Annotated in this window: 15 protein-coding genes; 8 read left to right on the forward strand and 7 right to left on the reverse strand. The window is 61.9% G+C overall.

The annotated features are described in order from the left end of the window. The 4 genes from guaB (at position 1) to guaA (ending at position 5,150) form a co-directional block, all read left to right on the forward strand. Positions 1-1,503 (forward strand): IMP dehydrogenase, encoded by a 1,503-nt coding sequence (gene guaB, locus GSQ92_RS19815; RefSeq protein ID WP_158804860.1) that lies wholly within the window; start codon positions 1-3, stop codon positions 1,501-1,503. 164 nt (positions 1,504-1,667) lie between these two features. Further along, complete coding sequence (locus tag GSQ92_RS19820; RefSeq protein WP_158804588.1) at positions 1,668-2,945, forward strand: RsmB/NOP family class I SAM-dependent RNA methyltransferase; 1,278 nt, start codon at positions 1,668-1,670, stop codon at positions 2,943-2,945. After that, the gene (locus GSQ92_RS19825; protein WP_158804587.1) at positions 2,942-3,502 is read left to right on the forward strand and encodes a GNAT family N-acetyltransferase; all 561 of its coding nucleotides are present in this window, start codon (positions 2,942-2,944) and stop codon (positions 3,500-3,502) included. Before GSQ92_RS19820 ends, GSQ92_RS19825 begins: the two co-directional genes overlap by 4 nt. Positions 3,503-3,569: 67 nt before the next feature. Continuing rightward, a complete protein-coding gene (guaA, locus tag GSQ92_RS19830; protein ID WP_158804586.1) occupies positions 3,570-5,150 on the forward strand; it encodes a glutamine-hydrolyzing GMP synthase in 1,581 nt (526 codons plus the stop codon). Between the two features lie 399 nt (positions 5,151-5,549). Here guaA and GSQ92_RS19840 read toward each other — a convergent pair whose 3' ends face one another. Continuing rightward, positions 5,550-6,536, reverse strand: coding sequence for a lipoprotein signal peptide (locus GSQ92_RS19840; RefSeq protein ID WP_158804585.1), 987 nt, complete (start codon positions 6,534-6,536; stop codon positions 5,550-5,552). Between the two features lie 254 nt (positions 6,537-6,790). Here GSQ92_RS19840 and GSQ92_RS19845 point away from each other — a divergent pair, with 254 nt between their 5' ends. Continuing rightward, entirely contained in the window at positions 6,791-7,258 is a 468-nt protein-coding gene (locus GSQ92_RS19845) for a DUF1203 domain-containing protein (protein ID WP_158804584.1), read from the forward strand. A gap of 57 nt (positions 7,259-7,315) precedes the next feature. Here GSQ92_RS19845 and mtnK read toward each other — a convergent pair whose 3' ends face one another. Continuing rightward, positions 7,316-8,617 (reverse strand): S-methyl-5-thioribose kinase, encoded by a 1,302-nt coding sequence (mtnK, locus tag GSQ92_RS19850; protein WP_158804583.1) that lies wholly within the window; start codon positions 8,615-8,617, stop codon positions 7,316-7,318. A gap of 305 nt (positions 8,618-8,922) precedes the next feature. On the opposite strand from mtnK, the gene GSQ92_RS19855 reads away from it, so the two are divergent. Then, positions 8,923-9,192 carry a hypothetical protein gene (locus GSQ92_RS19855; RefSeq protein WP_158804582.1) on the forward strand — a complete coding sequence of 90 codons (270 nt, stop codon included), beginning with the start codon at positions 8,923-8,925 and terminating at the stop codon, positions 9,190-9,192. A 57-nt stretch (positions 9,193-9,249) separates the two neighbouring features. Here GSQ92_RS19855 and GSQ92_RS19860 read toward each other — a convergent pair whose 3' ends face one another. Both GSQ92_RS19860 and GSQ92_RS19865 read right to left on the reverse strand, forming a co-directional pair. Then, entirely contained in the window at positions 9,250-9,915 is a 666-nt protein-coding gene (locus GSQ92_RS19860; protein ID WP_158804581.1) for an O-methyltransferase, read from the reverse strand. 131 nt (positions 9,916-10,046) lie between these two features. Next, the gene (locus GSQ92_RS19865; protein WP_158804580.1) at positions 10,047-10,265 is read right to left on the reverse strand and encodes a hypothetical protein; all 219 of its coding nucleotides are present in this window, start codon (positions 10,263-10,265) and stop codon (positions 10,047-10,049) included. A 304-nt stretch (positions 10,266-10,569) separates the two neighbouring features. Between GSQ92_RS19865 and GSQ92_RS19870 the strand changes: the two genes are divergently transcribed. Next, entirely contained in the window at positions 10,570-11,037 is a 468-nt protein-coding gene (locus GSQ92_RS19870) for a RidA family protein (RefSeq protein WP_158804579.1), read from the forward strand. A gap of 14 nt (positions 11,038-11,051) precedes the next feature. Here the strand turns inward: GSQ92_RS19870 and GSQ92_RS19875 are convergent, their stop codons facing one another. The 3 genes from GSQ92_RS19875 to GSQ92_RS19885 form a co-directional block, all read right to left on the reverse strand. After that, positions 11,052-11,792, reverse strand: a complete 741-nt coding sequence (locus tag GSQ92_RS19875) for a 3-oxoacyl-ACP reductase family protein (RefSeq protein WP_158804859.1) — start codon at positions 11,790-11,792, stop codon at positions 11,052-11,054. Between the two features lie 272 nt (positions 11,793-12,064). Next, positions 12,065-12,817, reverse strand: coding sequence for an alpha/beta fold hydrolase (locus GSQ92_RS19880; protein WP_216850365.1), 753 nt, complete (start codon positions 12,815-12,817; stop codon positions 12,065-12,067). A gap of 166 nt (positions 12,818-12,983) precedes the next feature. After that, positions 12,984-13,178: a hypothetical protein gene (locus GSQ92_RS19885; RefSeq protein ID WP_158804577.1), complete on the reverse strand. Its 195-nt coding sequence runs from the start codon at positions 13,176-13,178 to the stop codon at positions 12,984-12,986. 467 nt (positions 13,179-13,645) lie between these two features. Here GSQ92_RS19885 and GSQ92_RS19890 point away from each other — a divergent pair, with 467 nt between their 5' ends. Beyond that, positions 13,646-15,445, forward strand: coding sequence for a sulfatase-like hydrolase/transferase (locus tag GSQ92_RS19890; protein WP_158804576.1), 1,800 nt, complete (start codon positions 13,646-13,648; stop codon positions 15,443-15,445). Positions 15,446-15,447 lie beyond the last annotated feature (2 nt).

A 15,447-nucleotide genomic window follows, 5' to 3' on the forward strand; every position in this document is an offset into this window, starting at 1 on the left:
ATGGAAAAGGCGCTCGACCTTCCTCGGGGGGTGATCACGCGGCCTCCGATCGAGGAGGCGCTCGCCTTTGACGATGTGCTGCTGGTGCCTAATTACTCGCAGGTTTTGCCGAGCAGCGTATCGACGCGCGCGAGGTTTACCCGTGGCATCGGCCTGAACATCCCGCTTATCGCGGCGGCAATGGACACGGTGACGGAGGGCGGCATGGCGATCGCCATGGCCCAGCTTGGCGGCATCGGGGTGATCCACAAGAATCTCAATATCGAGGAGCAGGCGGCGCAGGTCCGCCGCGTCAAGCGCTTCGAATCCGGCATGGTGGTCGATCCGCTGACGATCCACCCGGACGAAACTCTCGCCGATGCCCGCAAGCTGATGGCCGCGCACCGCATCAGCGGCATCCCCGTCGTCGAGCGGTCCACCCGCAAGCTGGTCGGCATTCTCACCAACCGGGACGTGCGTTTCGCCACTGATCCAGGCGAACTCGTCGCCTCCCTCATGACCCATGACCGGCTCGTGACAGTGCAGGAAGGCGTGAACCCTGACGAGGCGCGTGGCCTGCTGCATAAGCATCGCATCGAGAAACTGCTGGTGGTTGATGACGCCTATCGCTGCGTCGGATTGATCACCGTCAAGGATATGGACAAGGCGGAAGCCTATCCGCTCGCCAACAAGGATGATCTCGGTCGCTTGCGGGTCGCGGCCGCCACCGGCGTCGGCGAGGATGGCGAGAAGCGGGCGGCGGCGCTGATCGCCGCCGGGGTCGATGTCATCGTGGTCGATACCGCGCACGGTCATTCGGCGGGCGTGATGCGGGCGATCGAGCGCATCAAGCAGCTGTCCAACGCGGTCGAGGTTGCCGCTGGCAATATCGCGACGCCGGATGGCGCCGAGGCGCTGATTGACTCTGGCGCGGATGCGGTGAAGATCGGCATCGGGCCCGGTAGCATTTGCACGACTCGCGTGGTCGCGGGCGTCGGCGTGCCGCAATTCTCCGCCGTGCTCGAATGCGCCGCCGCCTGCCGTGCGATGGGCGTGCCCGCCATTGCTGATGGCGGCATCCGTACCTCCGGCGATCTGGTGAAGGCCATCGCGGCGGGCGCCAATGCGGTCATGGTCGGCAGCCTTCTGGCCGGCACGGACGAGGCGCCGGGCGAGGTCTTCCTGTATCAGGGCCGCAGCTACAAATCCTATCGTGGCATGGGCAGCCTCGGCGCCATGGCGCGGGGCTCGGCCGACCGCTATTTCCAGCAGGACATCAAGGATCAGCTCAAGCTCGTGCCCGAGGGGATCGAAGGCCGCGTTGGCTACAAGGGTCCGGTTTCGGCCGTGGTGCACCAGCTGGTCGGCGGTTTGCGCGCCGGCATGGGCTACGCCGGCAGCCCTGACGTCGCCGAATTGCAGCGCAGCGCACGTTTCCGCCGCGTCACCGGCGCCGGCCTGCGTGAGAGCCATGTGCACGACGTCGCGATTACCCGCGAGGCTCCGAACTATCGCCAGGACTGAGGGCCGGCTGGCTTCTCCCCTTCCTAAAAGGGAGGGGCCGGGGGTGGGTTCATGACGTAACCCACTCCGGATGGGTTCATGAGGGACCTATCCGCTCTAGTCTGATGGACGCGGCCACCCAACCCCGGCCCCTCCCTCCCAGGGAGGGGGGACAGGAATCTGCTTTGACCCCCAATGCCCGCCTCGCCGGCGCGATCGAGCTTCTGGAGGCGATCGCGGCGGCGCCGCGCAAGCCAGCTGATGCCGTCGCCAACGACTTCTTCCGCGCCCGACGCTTCATTGGCAGCAGTGATCGCAAGGCGATTTCTGAGCAAAGCTGGGCCGTTCTTCGCCACCAGCGCCGCCTCGCCTGGTGGGTCGAACGCGCCCAAGGCGAGGCGACTCCTCGCCTGATGATTGGCGCCATGGCGGTGCTGAACGGTGATCCGGCAGGCAAGGTTGCCGCCCGCTATTCCGGCGGACGCTATGCCCCCGCGGAGCTTTTGCCCGAGGAATTCGAGATCCTGCGACGACTTGAGGGCCATAATCTCGGCCATCCCGCGATGCCGGATGCCGTGCGCCTGGAGATACCCGACTGGGTGCTGCCGCTCTTCAAAGCCCGCTTCGGCGCCGAGACCGAGCGCGAGGTCGGCGGCCTTCTGGCACCGGCGCCGCTCGACCTTCGGGTTAACCTGCTCAAGGGCGATCGGGCCGCCGCGCTGGTGGCTCTTGCCGCCGAAGGTATCGAGGCAAGAGAGACGCCACTGAGCCCCTGGGGCTTGCGCATCGAAGGCCGCAAGCCGGTCGTGACGGGTGACGCTTTCCGCGCCGGATTGGTTGAGATCCAGGATGAGGGCAGCCAGATCGTGGCGCTCCTGGCCTCTGCAAAACCGGGAATGCGGGTGATCGACTACTGCGCGGGTGCTGGCGGCAAAACGCTCGCGCTCGCCATGACAATGGACAATCGCGGCCAGATCACCGCCTGCGATACCTCGGCACCGCGTCTGACCAGTGCGGTTCGCCGCTTGCGCCGCGCCGGCGTCCACAATGTGGAGCAGCACCAGTTGGTGGATGGCGACAAATGGGCCAAGCGGCGGCGGGAAAGCGCGGATCGCGTGCTGGTGGACGCACCCTGCACCGGCACCGGCACCTGGCGCCGCAATCCAGACGCCCGTCTTCGACTGACCGAGCGGGATCTCGCGGAATTAGTGGTGAAGCAGGCCGCCATATTGCAGGATGCGTCTCGGCTGGTTCGCAAAGGGGGCTGGCTGATCTACGCTACTTGCTCGCTGCTGCCGCCGGAGAATGAGGACCAGGTGAAAGCCTTCCTTGCCGCCAACCCCGACTTCACCCCCCTGGATCCGGGGGTCGAGGGCGTGAGGATGCGGGATGGCCAGCTCCGGCTGAGCCCGGCGCGGGATGGAACCGATGGCTTCTTCGCCGCCGTTTTGGAGCGGCGATGACCGGCGCGCCGGAAACCGACCTCGTCGCTATCCGCGCGGCTGTTCCTTCTGATGCCACGGCGATCGCTGGCGTTCATGTCGCATCCTGGCGCAGCGCCTATGCCGGGATCTTGCCCAATCACTCGCTGACCGGTCTCTCCATCCCTCGCCAGGCTGGCTATTACGGCCGCCTCATCGGTGACGGGCAGATCGTGCGGGTGGCCGAGGCGCGCAGCGGCGCCCCGGTCTCTGGCCTAGTGGTGGGCTTCGTCACGGCTCGGCGCATTTCTCGCGCCGTGGCCGCCGAGGGCGAAATCGAGACGCTCTATGTGCTGGACGACTGGCGCGAGCGCGGGATCGGCCGCCGTCTAATCCAGAGCGCGGGCGCGGCGTTGAAAGCGGCCGGCTGCCGCAGTGCCTTCGTCTGGGTACTAAGCGAAAACCCGAATCGGTGGTTCTACGAGCGCCTCGGCGGGGTTCGGATGATGGAGGGTCAGGTCGGCGTGGGTGGCGTTGCCCAGCCGCAGACCGCTTATCGCTGGGACCCTATCGAGATCCTGGCCGAGGCTCAGGCTTAAACCTTCCGCGCGGCTGCGTTTCCGCAGCCCGGCTTGTCAGGCGGCCGACCGCACGGCATATCGCGCCATGGAGCAGATCACCGCCGCCCTTCACGCTGACCGCGTCCTCATCCTGGACTTCGGGAGCCAATTCACGCAGCTCATCGCCCGCCGGGTACGCGAAAGCGGCGTGTATTCCGAGATTTGGCCGTTCAGCGCGAGCGAAGCCCGCATCCGCGAATTTGCGCCGCGCGCCATTATCCTGTCGGGCGGCCCGGCGAGCGTCACCGAGGAGGTCTCCCCGCGCGTTCCCGAGGTTGTCTTTACCCTCGGCGTTCCTGTGCTCGGTATCTGCTACGGGCAACAGGCGATGTGCCTGCAGCTCGGCGGCCTGGTCGAAGGGCATGACCACCGCGAATTCGGCCGCGCCTTTGTCGAGGTGACCGAGCCCTGCGCGCTGTTCGATGGCATCACGGATGGCTGGGCGCCGGGCGCGCGCGAACAGGTTTGGATGAGCCATGGCGATCGCGTCACCGCCCTGCCGCCGGGCTTCCGGGCCGTGGCGGCCAGCGAGGGCTCGCCCTTCGCGGTGATCGCCGATGATGAGCGGCGTTTCTACGGCGTACAGTTCCACGTCGAGGTCGCGCATACACCACATGGCGCGGCGATCCTTCGCCACTTCACGCACCACGTCGCGGGCTGCGCCGGCGACTGGACGATGGCCGGTTTTCGCCAGAGCGAGATTGCCAAGATCCGGGCGCAGGTGGGGCAGGGGCGGGTGATCTGTGGCCTCTCCGGCGGCGTCGATTCGGCGGTCGCGGCGGCGCTCATTCACGAGGCGATCGGTGATCAGCTCACCTGCATCTTCGTCGACCACGGCCTGTTGCGGCAGGGCGAGGCCGATGAGGTGGTGCAGGTCTTCCGTGACCGCTTCAACATCACCCTTGTTCACCGCGACGCCTCTGAAATGTTCCTCAGCGCGCTAGAGGGCGTCTCGGATCCGGAGCTTAAGCGCAAGACCATTGGCGGCCTCTTCATCGATGTCTTCGAGGAGGAAGCGGTCAAACTCGGTGGCGCCGACTTCCTCGCACAAGGCACGCTCTACCCGGATGTAATTGAGAGCGTGAGCTTCACGGGTGGACCTTCGGTCACCATCAAATCGCACCACAATGTTGGTGGCTTGCCGGCGCGCATGCGGATGAAACTGGTCGAACCACTGCGGGAACTCTTCAAGGATGAGGTGCGGAAACTCGGTCTGGAACTCGGCCTGCCGCCCTCCCTTATCGGCCGCCACCCATTCCCGGGCCCTGGTCTCGCCATCCGCATCCCTGGCGCGCTGTCCGCCGAGAAGCTCGACCTCCTCCGCCGGGCGGATGCGATCTTCCTCGAGGAGCTGCGGACAGCGAAGCTATACGACGCGATCTGGCAGGCCTTCGCCGTGCTGCTCCCTGTGCGCAGTGTCGGCGTAATGGGCGATGGCCGCACCTACGACCTGGCCTGCGCCCTGCGCGCCGTGACAAGCACCGATGGCATGACCGCGGATGTCTATCCCTTCGACATGGCCTTCCTATCCCGCGTCGCCAACCGCATCGTCAACGAGGTTCGCGGCATCAACCGCGTCACCTACGACATCACCAGCAAGCCACCTGGAACGATCGAGTGGGAATGAGGGGCGATCGGCGGCGGTTGTTTGCTGCTATCCTGCCACTACCTCACTGTTGATTGTACCAGCAGCCGAGTCGGCACGCCAAGCACTGGGCCGGCCGCTGCGAGCCGCTAATCAAGCGCATGCACCGTGGCGCCATGCTCCGAAGCTGTTGCTAGGTGCAGGGCATCCGCGGCGCGAATCCTCAGCGCTTGTTGATCGACGAACTTCGCTGCCGCCCGGAAACGCGACCCGATCGACGAGCTCGCTCAGATGTGCATGGTGTCTGCCAGACTGATCGCGTCCATATCACACTCATGACCATAAAGATGGTCATATAGCGCATGAGGGTTAACAGATTCCGGGGGTGGGCCGCACATGCTACGGGCGCACGGTTCGGGGACTTACGCATCACTCCGCGCCCTATCGCCGCACCCCGAGGGTCCTGTCGAAGAACTTCAACGCGGCGTTGCCGATGTATTCGTGCAGCTTCGCCCGGTCCACGCCGGGGGCGTCGTTGCAGGCTTCCGGATAGTTGTCGCGTCCAATCTGGTCGCACTCATTGTCGAAAATCTCGTGGTTGACCTGGCCGGGCAACACGTCGAGCTGAGCCTGCGGAATATACTTTGCCGCAAAGGCCGCGTTGTCCTCGGGTGGCGTCGTGGTGTCGCCGGCTCCGACGATGAGGTAGGCCGGGATCGCCATCTGCCCGAGCCCCGCCGCATCCATGCCGAAGCCCTGGATGTCGCCAGGAGCCATCGCAAAGGCTGCCTTAACGCGATCGTCGCGCAGCGCTCGGGTAGGGCCCGCGTCGAGGCTCATCTGGTCTCGCAGATAGGCCGGCACGATCGCGTTGTTCTTCCATCCGCGCTGATACGCCACGAATAGATCCGGATTGACCTGGGCGCCCCCGATCCAGAGTGCGGTAAATCCCCCCTGCGAATGTCCCGCCACGCCAATCTGGTTCGGGTCGATGTGCGGACCCCAGACCTTGTTCTGGAGCAGGTAAGAAATGTCCAGGCTGATGTCGCGCGGTCGCTGCCAAATCCTGTTGCGCACATAGAGCGCGCTCGAATCAAATGTATTGGCTCGATAGTGATAGACCATCGCAACGAGATAGCCGTGCGATGCAAGATATTCGCCGAACCAGGCGTAGACTGAGCCGTTACCGCCCGCCCCATGCGAAAACATGACGAGCGGACGCTTGAGGCCATCGGATACGATCGGGGCATCCTTGTGCAGGTGCAAGTTGGTGGCGAGGAACACCTTGAATGAAGCAGATCCAACCGCCGGAGCTGCCGGATAAATCATCATAAGATCTAGAGGTCTGCCGCCCTCGGCCGGATCGACGAATTCCAGTTGTGTCATTCCGACGGGATACAGGGCGGTCGGCAACGCGGCTTGGGCCATGGCGCTGGCCGGCCAAACTAGACCGTAACAAATGGCGCCCAAACAAAGGACGAGGCATAGGAGAAAGCGAGCAGGGCAATTTCGCCGCAGACAAAGGCGTCGCATGTTTGGACCCCCGTTTTGTAACTCGACAACTAGACTAGTTGGGCAGAGCACACGAGAGGGATTTGCCAGCCGAATTGGACAGCAAGAAGCGGATAGTGGCCGTCGCGCTCAGCCTCCTAGGAAGGGGCGGTCACGAATAGGAGATTTCCATGGCCTTCCGGATCACCGGCCTGTCGCCGAAGCCTTTCCAACACCTCTTCGGACTGCCTGACGACGAATTGGCCAAACACGGCGCGAGACGCTGCGTCGCCGACGAGGTTCCAGGCTTCCCTTGCCGAATCGAGATGCGCGACGCGGAGCTAGGTGAAACGTTGCTTCTGCTCAATCACACCTGCCAACCCGCCGACACGCCTTACCGCGCTTCGCATGCCATCTTCGTGCGCGAAGGTGCAACCGAGACTTATAACCAAATGGATCAAGTGCCGGAGGTCATGCGCCGACGTGCGCTTTCGCTACGCGCCTATGATGCCGCGGGCATGATGCTCGACGCGGATCTTGTCGAGGGGGCGAACATCGAGCCAGTCATTGCCCGGATGTTTGTCAACTCCAGTGTGGAATACATCCACGTCCACAACGCCAAGCGGGGCTGCTACTCTGGCCGGGTCGATCGAACCTAGTCTTTCCATCGAGTGATCTCCGTGGCGACACACTGCATCCGCCACGGGGGCTCGGCATCAAAGATGGCGTGTCTCCGTCGGGAAGAGGCCGGCATTCTCGAAGCGGGGAAGGGCGGCGACCACTGCGGCAATGTCGCGATAGCGCTCGGGGTAGAGCAGCAGCGAACGCGCGAAAGCAAGCGCGCCGGCTTGTGCATGCGAGCGTGCCTCGAGGTCATCGATACTGAGGAAATCGGCGACCTGTGCGAAGCCTAGGATTCGTCGGATGATCTTGCACGCAAGAAAAGCAAGCGCGTCCGAGAAGATATCGGCCACGTAGGCCCGGCGCAGGGTTTCCAGTCTCGAGGATGCGGCAGCATCACCGAAATGGCTTGCCGGAAAGCCGTCCGCCTCGCCTTTGAATGCACGCCAATGTCCTAGGAATTGCGCCTCGAATCGCTGCCAGAAGATCACGATATCGGCGGCGACCAAATCGCGGAAGCGCCTGTCAGGCTCTGGCGCCGCAGGATGAAACGGCTCCGCGTACCAAGCCATGATGTAGTGGGCGATAAAATTGCCGACATCGAACCCGGACGGCCCAATCCATGCGAATTCACCGTCGATGATGCGCGTGTCGTCTTGTGTTGCCAAGATCGAGCCCGTGTGCAGATCACCATGTATGAGCGACTGCGCCTTGGTCAGATAGGCAATCCGAGCGCGCGCGACCGCTCCCTTCAGGTCGACATCGTTACGCAATGCAGCGGCCCAGGGCACAAGACGCTCGCTTATCACGTTGCGAAGCGCGCTCGTATAAGGATCGATGAAGACGAGATCGACCGAAATGCGCTGCAGAGCGACATTGCGTGAGAAGATCGCCTGATCCGCGCACTTCACTTCAAACGGCGCGGCAAGGTCCGAGGTATAGAACGACGCTGCGGCAACAAAGGCAGCGACGTCGATTGGAACGCGAGGATGATGAATTCCCTCGATCATCGCCTTGCGCAGAATGACGTGGGGCTCGAGCTTTTCCATGACGATGATGAATTGAACTTCATCGAAATGGTAGATTTTCGGCAAAAGGGTCCCGACGAATGGTTCGAGCCGGCTCGTATAGCTATATTCAAAGAAGGCGCGGTTTATGTCCATCGGCCAGCTTTCTCCGGCCACGCGGACGTAGGGCAAGGCTTGCTTGACGCACAGGCCGCCGTCAGGACCGTCGATGAGGAAAACAGAATTGAGATTGCCGTCGGCGACATCACGGCATGCCCATTCGGACGGCAGCCCGCCGAGGTGCTCAGCAAGCGTGCTGTGATTGGCGAGATAGGCCGAGACGTCCGACGCCGTCAGGATGTGATAGTCGGTACTAGGTCCGTCTAGCATAGCGAGTTACGCCGCCTTCCCGTTACGAGCTTGCCAGTTTGGCCGAAACGGTCCAATGGCGGCGATCGATGTTGCCCACGGTCATCCCTCAGTCTTCGGCCTCTTGTTGCATCCAAGATACCCCTGGCGGACACCCCGAACAACCCAATCCTCAGAACGTTCGCCTTTTGGGTGGGGGTGGAGTTGCTTCGAGTGTCATTGTTTCGCCGCTAAACCTTCACAGAAACCGGCATTGGATACGTTCCGCCGTTCACCACGTCGCGGTTGTGGGTTGCACCCCACTTCACATTCGACGGGAGTATTCGATGCGTCCAATTCACAGTCTGGTCTTCGCGGCGGCTCTTGCACTGGCGCCTCCGGCCGCCAGCTTTGCGGCGTCAGGTTCTGACGTTTCGCCTGCCACAACACGCGCGGCGGTCGCGGGACCCGTTAGCAACAAGCCGTTTGGAGAAACCAAGGGTTACAGCCTGTCGCCGACGAATGGGGCTGCGGGCGGCGGCATGGCCTCCAGCGGAGGCATAAAAGCGGGCGGGCAGAGCCGGCAATTGGCGGTAACGACATCCACCGCCGGCTGACGCGATCCGTACACGGCGGCTACGGGGTGTTTGGCACGACAGTAAGCCTGGTGACGATTAGCGAACAATCGCCAGCATCAGGCCATCCCAACCCTTGCTGCCGACAGTCTGGATCGCCGTGGCATCAAGCCTAGGTTCTGCGGCGATCATGTCGAAGAACTGGCGCGTTCCTATGACTCCAGGATCCGCACTCGTCACGTCGGCCACGGCACCGTCGCGCACAACATTGTCGCCGATGATGACCGTGCCCGGCCGTGCCAGCCTGACGGCCCAGGCAAGGTAATGAGGGTTATTGGGCTTGTCGGCATCGATGAAGATGAGGTCGAAGGGAGCAAGTCCCTCCGCCTCTATCTGCGGAAGAGTGTCCAGCGCGGGACCGACGCGGATGTCGACCCGATCGGCGACTCCTGCTCGATCGAGATTTCGGCGTGCCACTTCCGCGTGCCGGGGCTCGGCCTCTAAGGTTACGACGCGACCATCCGAGGGCACGGCGCGCGCGAGCCATATCGTCGAATACCCACCGAGAGTGCCGACCTCAAGCACGCGCCGCGCACCGGCCATGCGGGCGAAAAGATACAGCAGCTTTCCTTGGTTTGGAGACACATCGATGGCGGGCAGGCCAGCGGCCTTGTTCGCCGCGAGACTGTCCTCGAGCGCCTGATCCTGGGGCACGAGGCGGTCGACGATGTAGTCGTCAACCCGACTCCACTGCTTCTGGCTCATTGTCTATCCCCGCTCTCGATAGCCGACACGCCCTACCTGCTTCGCCCGCGTCGCAGTAAAGCATGCCACGACTTTGCTCGATTCGTTGGAGTGCCGGTAACACAGGTCCATCGTATTCGCATCGCGCAAGGTCAAAGCATACTCCCCATCATCATCGAGGAAAAAGCCGGATTGTCTGGGCCAATCGCGCCGATCAAGGTTTCCCTGAAAATTCCGGCTGTCGATTGGCCGCTGAACCGGTTTCCTTCCTGATGATCAAAGACAAAGGTGAATTGCAACGATTTCGACGGGAAATTGGGGCCGCTATGTTCTGGCACCCTGTAGGGATTGGCTCCGACGAAGACGGCCATAGGCTTTCCTACCCAGGTTCCTTTAAGACAGGCGCATCTTGTGCGAATGCAGCCGTCGCCACGGCGAAGGCAGCCTAAAATACGGCGCGGAACATGTCTATTTACCCACTGCTACCGGCGAGACCCATTCGAGCAACTCCACCAGCGTAGCTTAGGCCGTCACGTCCCTTCCCGCAATAATCGTGCTGACTTCACCCATCCAAGCGCGTGGTTCGCGTGGTGGGGATCTTGACGCCGAGCAGTATCTTGTCCGAAGCAGGAGATGCACGCTGCAGCGTGCCAACGCAAAAAAGGAGGAACGAACATGTCCACCGCGGAACAAAGGCTGGCCGAACTTGGTCTGGAACTACCGCCGCCCCCTGCGGCTGTTGCCTCATACGAGCCATGGGTTCGCGCTGGTAACATGATCTACACGTCGGGGCAGTTGCCCTGGCGCGATGGCAAAACCTTGCTGTTCAAGGGCACCATCGGGCGGGAACTGACGGTCGATCAGGGCGTTGAGGCTTGCAAGCTCAGCACCTTGAACGCCATCGCCCAGCTCAAGGATGCCGTCGGTAATCTGGAGCGCGTCCGGCGTATCGTGCGGCTCGAGGGCTCGATCAATATCGCGCATGGTTATACCGACGACGCTCCGAAAGTCCTGAACGGCGCCTCAGAAACCCTGAACGCCGTCTTCGGTGAGCGCGGCCGGCACAGTCGGATGATATACACCTTTCCAGAGATGCTGTTGGGCGTGGCTTGTCTTATTGTCCTATGGGCAGAAGTTGACTGACGAGCACGCGCGAATCACGCGTTGGTGCCGCCGTCCACGGTCAAATTCGCTCCGGTTATATAAGCTGCTTCCGGGCCCGCAACGAAGGCCACCAACGCGGCGACATCCTCGACGTGACCGTAGCGCTTGAGCGCCGTATTGGCCAATTGCGGAGCCGCCCAATCACCCGCGGCGGGATTCAGATCCGTGTCAATGGGACCCGGCTGGATATTGTTGACCGTGATACCGCGGCTGCCGATTTCTCGTGCCAACCCCTGCGTGAACATCTTCACTGCGCCTTTCGTGGCCGCGTAGGCAACCAATCCGGGTGTCATCATGCGTTCGCCGACGCAAGAACCAATCATGATAATGCGGCCGCCGTCCTGCATGTGCCGCAACGCGGCTTGTGTCGCGATGAACGTACCGCGAAGGTTGATGTTGATGACTTTATCGAGCTCCTCCAGCCTTGTTTCCTCGAATGGCTTCGGAATGGCGGTGCCGGCATTGTTCACGAGCACGTCCAGCCGACCGAAGGTGGCGATTGTCTTTTCCACAGCGGCCGTGACTGCCTCGGCATTGGCGGCATCCGCTTCGATCGCAATCGCCTTTCCACCGGCGCGTTCGATCTCTGTCACGACGGAGGCAGCCGCGTCAGCACCTTTGGTGTAGGTAATCGCGACACTCGCCCCGTCGGCGGCCAATCGTTTTGCGATTCCTGCGCCAATTCCGCGCGAACCTCCGGTGACGAGGGCTGTTTTGTTGGTCAGGCTTGCCATCATGGATTTCCTTAAGCGTTAGCGCTGTTATTTGGAGTCGAATGTTGCACTGATCTCAACTGAGGGAGCGGGAGCAGTCATCGCCGCTCGATTCCCTTCAACTCGTCGGCTACCTTGCCGCCAGCTTCGCCGCTCGTGCTCAGGTGGAATCTGGCGACAAACATCTAAGCGTTGATGATGGCGGGAGGAAAAGACTTTGTAGGGTGAGGGGGATGCCTAGAAGGTATAGGCAGTGAGATGGCGCCAAGGCGCCTCCATGGCATCTTCCGCTGTCAATTCTCTTGAGGATTGCTAGCCGAGCATCCCGATAAGATGACGCCGCTTAGCCGCGCGGCCTCCAGCACCGCAGCGTAAACGACGTCAGGCCGATCGACCTGGATGAAGTGGCCGCTGTGGTTGACGACTTCGAGGTGACCTCTCGGGGAGAGCGCGGCCGTGCGCGACTGCACCTGCCGCCATAGCGCCTCACGCTGCGGCGTGTCGTCGTGATTCGTTGCCGCCAGGACGATCAGGGGGACCGGAGGGAAGGGCGGTCCCGAAAGAAGGGCCGCCTCGCTGGGTGCCACGCCGGCTTCCTCAGCGGCGGAAATCGAACCAGGTGTAAGCGGCGCGGTTGAGACGAAGACACCCGGTGGTTCCAAAGGGCTCGCGGCGTCCACCAGCACAACCGCCGCGACATCTTTGGGATTACCGCGCGCGAAGGCTTGGACGTAGAGCCCGCCGAGGGAATGGCCGACGAGGATATAGGGCGGTGCAGCGCCGATCATTCGCAAAAGCCGCGCGAGATCATCGGCGACGCTGTCAGCCATCACAGGCAGGTTGTTCGGCCGCGCTGGGCTAGCGCCGACGCCGGCACGATCGTAGACGACGACCCTCACGCATGCGGCGAGACGTGGCCCCACCCGGTCCCAGCTTGCCATACCCAAACCCTGCCCCGACTCGAAGACGACAGTGGGCCCTGCATGTCCCTGCAGCCGGTAGGCGAGCTGGCTCTCGTCGCGATCTGGCTGAACGGGTTCAGCCACGCCACGCACAGCGCACAGCGCAAATACAGGGACAAGTGCGAGAAAAAGGAGAGGCCGAGCATGCATCGTACCTCTCCATCGTGCCGACCACGACACCCGAGTTGCGTGATCGGCAGCCCGCCCCGCACACCGCCCGCTGGGCAATCGGCGTGTAGGTTCGGGCCGATCAGCCAGGCCGGAGGGAGGCCCCCTCCCGACGCAATTCGCAGATCACTCCGTTGACGTGCTGCCAGTATTCGAAGTCGGCGCTGTCGCCCTGATGCCGCATTTCGTCCGCACGCTCCTGAGCGATCGCTTGTGCGCGCATTCCGTGCAGGCGGATCATCTTTTTGGCCGTATCAACTATTTTTTCTAGTTGCACAACTGTCCTCCCCTGTGCTCGCGATGATGTGAGGTGCGTGCCCATGCGCCCCGCTCACCAACGCGCTGGGATACTAAGCGGCCTTAATGCAGGACGCGACTCGTTCGTTCCGGCCTTTGCAATGCCCTGGCATGTTTTGAAAGCATAGACGGCAAGCTGAGCTCTTCCTGCAAGGGCAGATCACGCACAGGCAATGGCGTATGACCAAACGAAGTTCATGGCGACAGCTCCGTCACATCCCCGTAAATGCCGGTTCCACCACTAAGATGGAAATCTATTGCAAGGCCAAAATCCTTCGGATAAAAATATTTCTGTCATCGAGTATTACGAACCAGCGAAAGTTCGACCGCCGATTTTACGATGTTATTCTCGCCGTGCTCCGGCAATCCTGCGCAGACGAGCGCATAGTGCAGGATAAGGAAGAGGCAACGGCAAAGGATTGAGTTAGGCTACAGAGGATTGACTATATGACAGAGCCGGACGGCCTTCCCAAACCATCCCGTCGCGCGATTCTCGGCTCGGGGACGGCGGCGTTGCTTGGCCTCAACTTATTTCCTGGAGCGGCACGATCTGCCAGGGCAGCCGATCAGGCTCCGGCCGCGCCGATCCAGGCGCCCGATTCGCCGCCTGCGGGCTACAACATCCTCTTTATTCTGGTCGATCAGGAGCACTTCTTTCCGAAGTGGCCTTTTCCGGTGCCGGCGCGGGAGTGGTTGAAGTCGAAAGGCATCACCTTCACCAATCACCAGGCTGCGTCCTGTGTCTGCTCGCCGGCGCGGTCCGTCATCTACACCGGTGAGCACATCCAGCATTCCGGCGTCTTCGACAATCTCAACTACCTGTGGCAGCCTGACATGTCGACGTCCGTGCGAACGATCGGCGATCGCATGCAGGAGCTCGGCTATCACGCTGCCTACCAGGGCAAGTGGCATCTCAGCTATAATCTCGACCAGACCAAGACGGCGATCGACGCGCCCACCGCTGACTACCGCAAGATCATTGAGAGCTACGGTTTCGCCGATTTCTACGGGGTCGGCGACCTCATCGACAGCGGTCTCGGCGGCTATACCTTTGACGGAATGACGGCGAATACCGTGACCACCTGGATGCGCCGGCAGGGTGAGGAGCTGCGAGCGAAAGGACAGCCTTGGTTCCTTGCCGTCAATTTCGTCAATCCGCACGATGTAATGTACATCAATTCCGACCTGCCGGATCACGTGGTCCAGGGCAAAAAATATGCCATCTCGATCTTCCCGACGCCTGAAGACAAACTGTATCAGACGCGATGGGATGATCTGCCGCTGCCCGCGAATCGCAGCCAGCCCCTGAATGCGCCCGGCCGCCCCAAGGCCCATGCGATCTATCAATCGATCCAGGATATGATGGTCGGCCAGTGGCCCGACGAGGATCGCCGGTGGCATGTGCTTCGAGACTATTACTACAATTGCATCCGCGACTGTGATCAGCAGGTATTGCAGGTGCTCAAGGCGCTCGAGGACAACGGGATGGATAAAAACACGATTGTTGTCTTCAATGCGGATCACGGTGAACTCGGCGGCCATCATCAGATGCGGGGCAAAGGGAACTGCACTTACAAAGAGCAGAACCACGTGCCTCTCATGATCGTGCATCCGGCCTATCCCGGTGGAATGGACTGCGAAGCGATTACTTCACAGATCGACCTCGTGCCGACGATGATCGCGCTCACCGGGCTGGACGAGACCGCGCGTGCCAAGGCGGCAGACGGCCTCAAGGGGCGTGACTTCTCCGGTCTGCTCGCGGCTCCGGCGGCAGCGAAGGCCGATAGCCTGCGGGCGGCTGCCCTGTTCAACTACAATATGCTTTCCTACCAGGATGTCGTCTGGGCAGAGCACTTTGTCGACTTGATGTTCTCCGGCTCGGTGACCAATGCCGACAAGATCCAGACAATGTTGAAAAACGACCCGGACTTCTACGATCGTGTTGCGATCCGCAGCGTCTTTGACGGGCGATACCGCTTCTCGCGCTATTTCGGCCCGATGCAGTTCAACACTCCAAAAACGCTGGAAGAGTTACTCGGCAAGAACGACCTGGAGCTTTACGATCTCCAAGAGGATCCGGATGAGATGAACAATCTTGCGAGCGATCCAGTCAAGAATGGCGACAAGCTGGTTGCCCTGAATACCGTTACGAATGATCTCATCGCGTCGGAGGTCGGCGTAGACGACGGCAGCTTCTTGCCGATCCGCGACGGCAAGTGGTATTTCCCTCCCTCAAGCGAACGGTGAGG

This window comes from Acidisoma sp. S159 (assembly GCF_009766125.1).
Classification (GTDB): domain Bacteria; phylum Pseudomonadota; class Alphaproteobacteria; order Acetobacterales; family Acetobacteraceae; genus Acidisoma.

What these genes read in the sequence shown, in the direction of transcription:
- guaB (WP_158804860.1), top strand. Translation starts at nt 1, where the DNA reads ATGGAAAAGGCGCTCGACCTTCCTCGGGGGGTGATCACGCGGCCTCCG.
- GSQ92_RS19825 (WP_158804587.1), top strand. Translation starts at nt 2,942, where the DNA reads ATGACCGGCGCGCCGGAAACCGACCTCGTCGCTATCCGCGCGGCTGTT.
- guaA (WP_158804586.1), top strand. Translation starts at nt 3,570, where the DNA reads ATGGAGCAGATCACCGCCGCCCTTCACGCTGACCGCGTCCTCATCCTG.
- GSQ92_RS19840 (WP_158804585.1), bottom strand. Translation starts at nt 6,536, where the DNA reads ATGGCCCAAGCCGCGTTGCCGACCGCCCTGTATCCCGTCGGAATGACA.
- GSQ92_RS19845 (WP_158804584.1), top strand. Translation starts at nt 6,791, where the DNA reads ATGGCCTTCCGGATCACCGGCCTGTCGCCGAAGCCTTTCCAACACCTC.
- mtnK (WP_158804583.1), bottom strand. Translation starts at nt 8,617, where the DNA reads ATGCTAGACGGACCTAGTACCGACTATCACATCCTGACGGCGTCGGAC.
- GSQ92_RS19855 (WP_158804582.1), top strand. Translation starts at nt 8,923, where the DNA reads ATGCGTCCAATTCACAGTCTGGTCTTCGCGGCGGCTCTTGCACTGGCG.
- GSQ92_RS19860 (WP_158804581.1), bottom strand. Translation starts at nt 9,915, where the DNA reads ATGAGCCAGAAGCAGTGGAGTCGGGTTGACGACTACATCGTCGACCGC.
- GSQ92_RS19865 (WP_158804580.1), bottom strand. Translation starts at nt 10,265, where the DNA reads ATGGCCGTCTTCGTCGGAGCCAATCCCTACAGGGTGCCAGAACATAGC.
- GSQ92_RS19870 (WP_158804579.1), top strand. Translation starts at nt 10,570, where the DNA reads ATGTCCACCGCGGAACAAAGGCTGGCCGAACTTGGTCTGGAACTACCG.
- GSQ92_RS19875 (WP_158804859.1), bottom strand. Translation starts at nt 11,792, where the DNA reads ATGGCAAGCCTGACCAACAAAACAGCCCTCGTCACCGGAGGTTCGCGC.
- GSQ92_RS19890 (WP_158804576.1), top strand. Translation starts at nt 13,646, where the DNA reads ATGACAGAGCCGGACGGCCTTCCCAAACCATCCCGTCGCGCGATTCTC.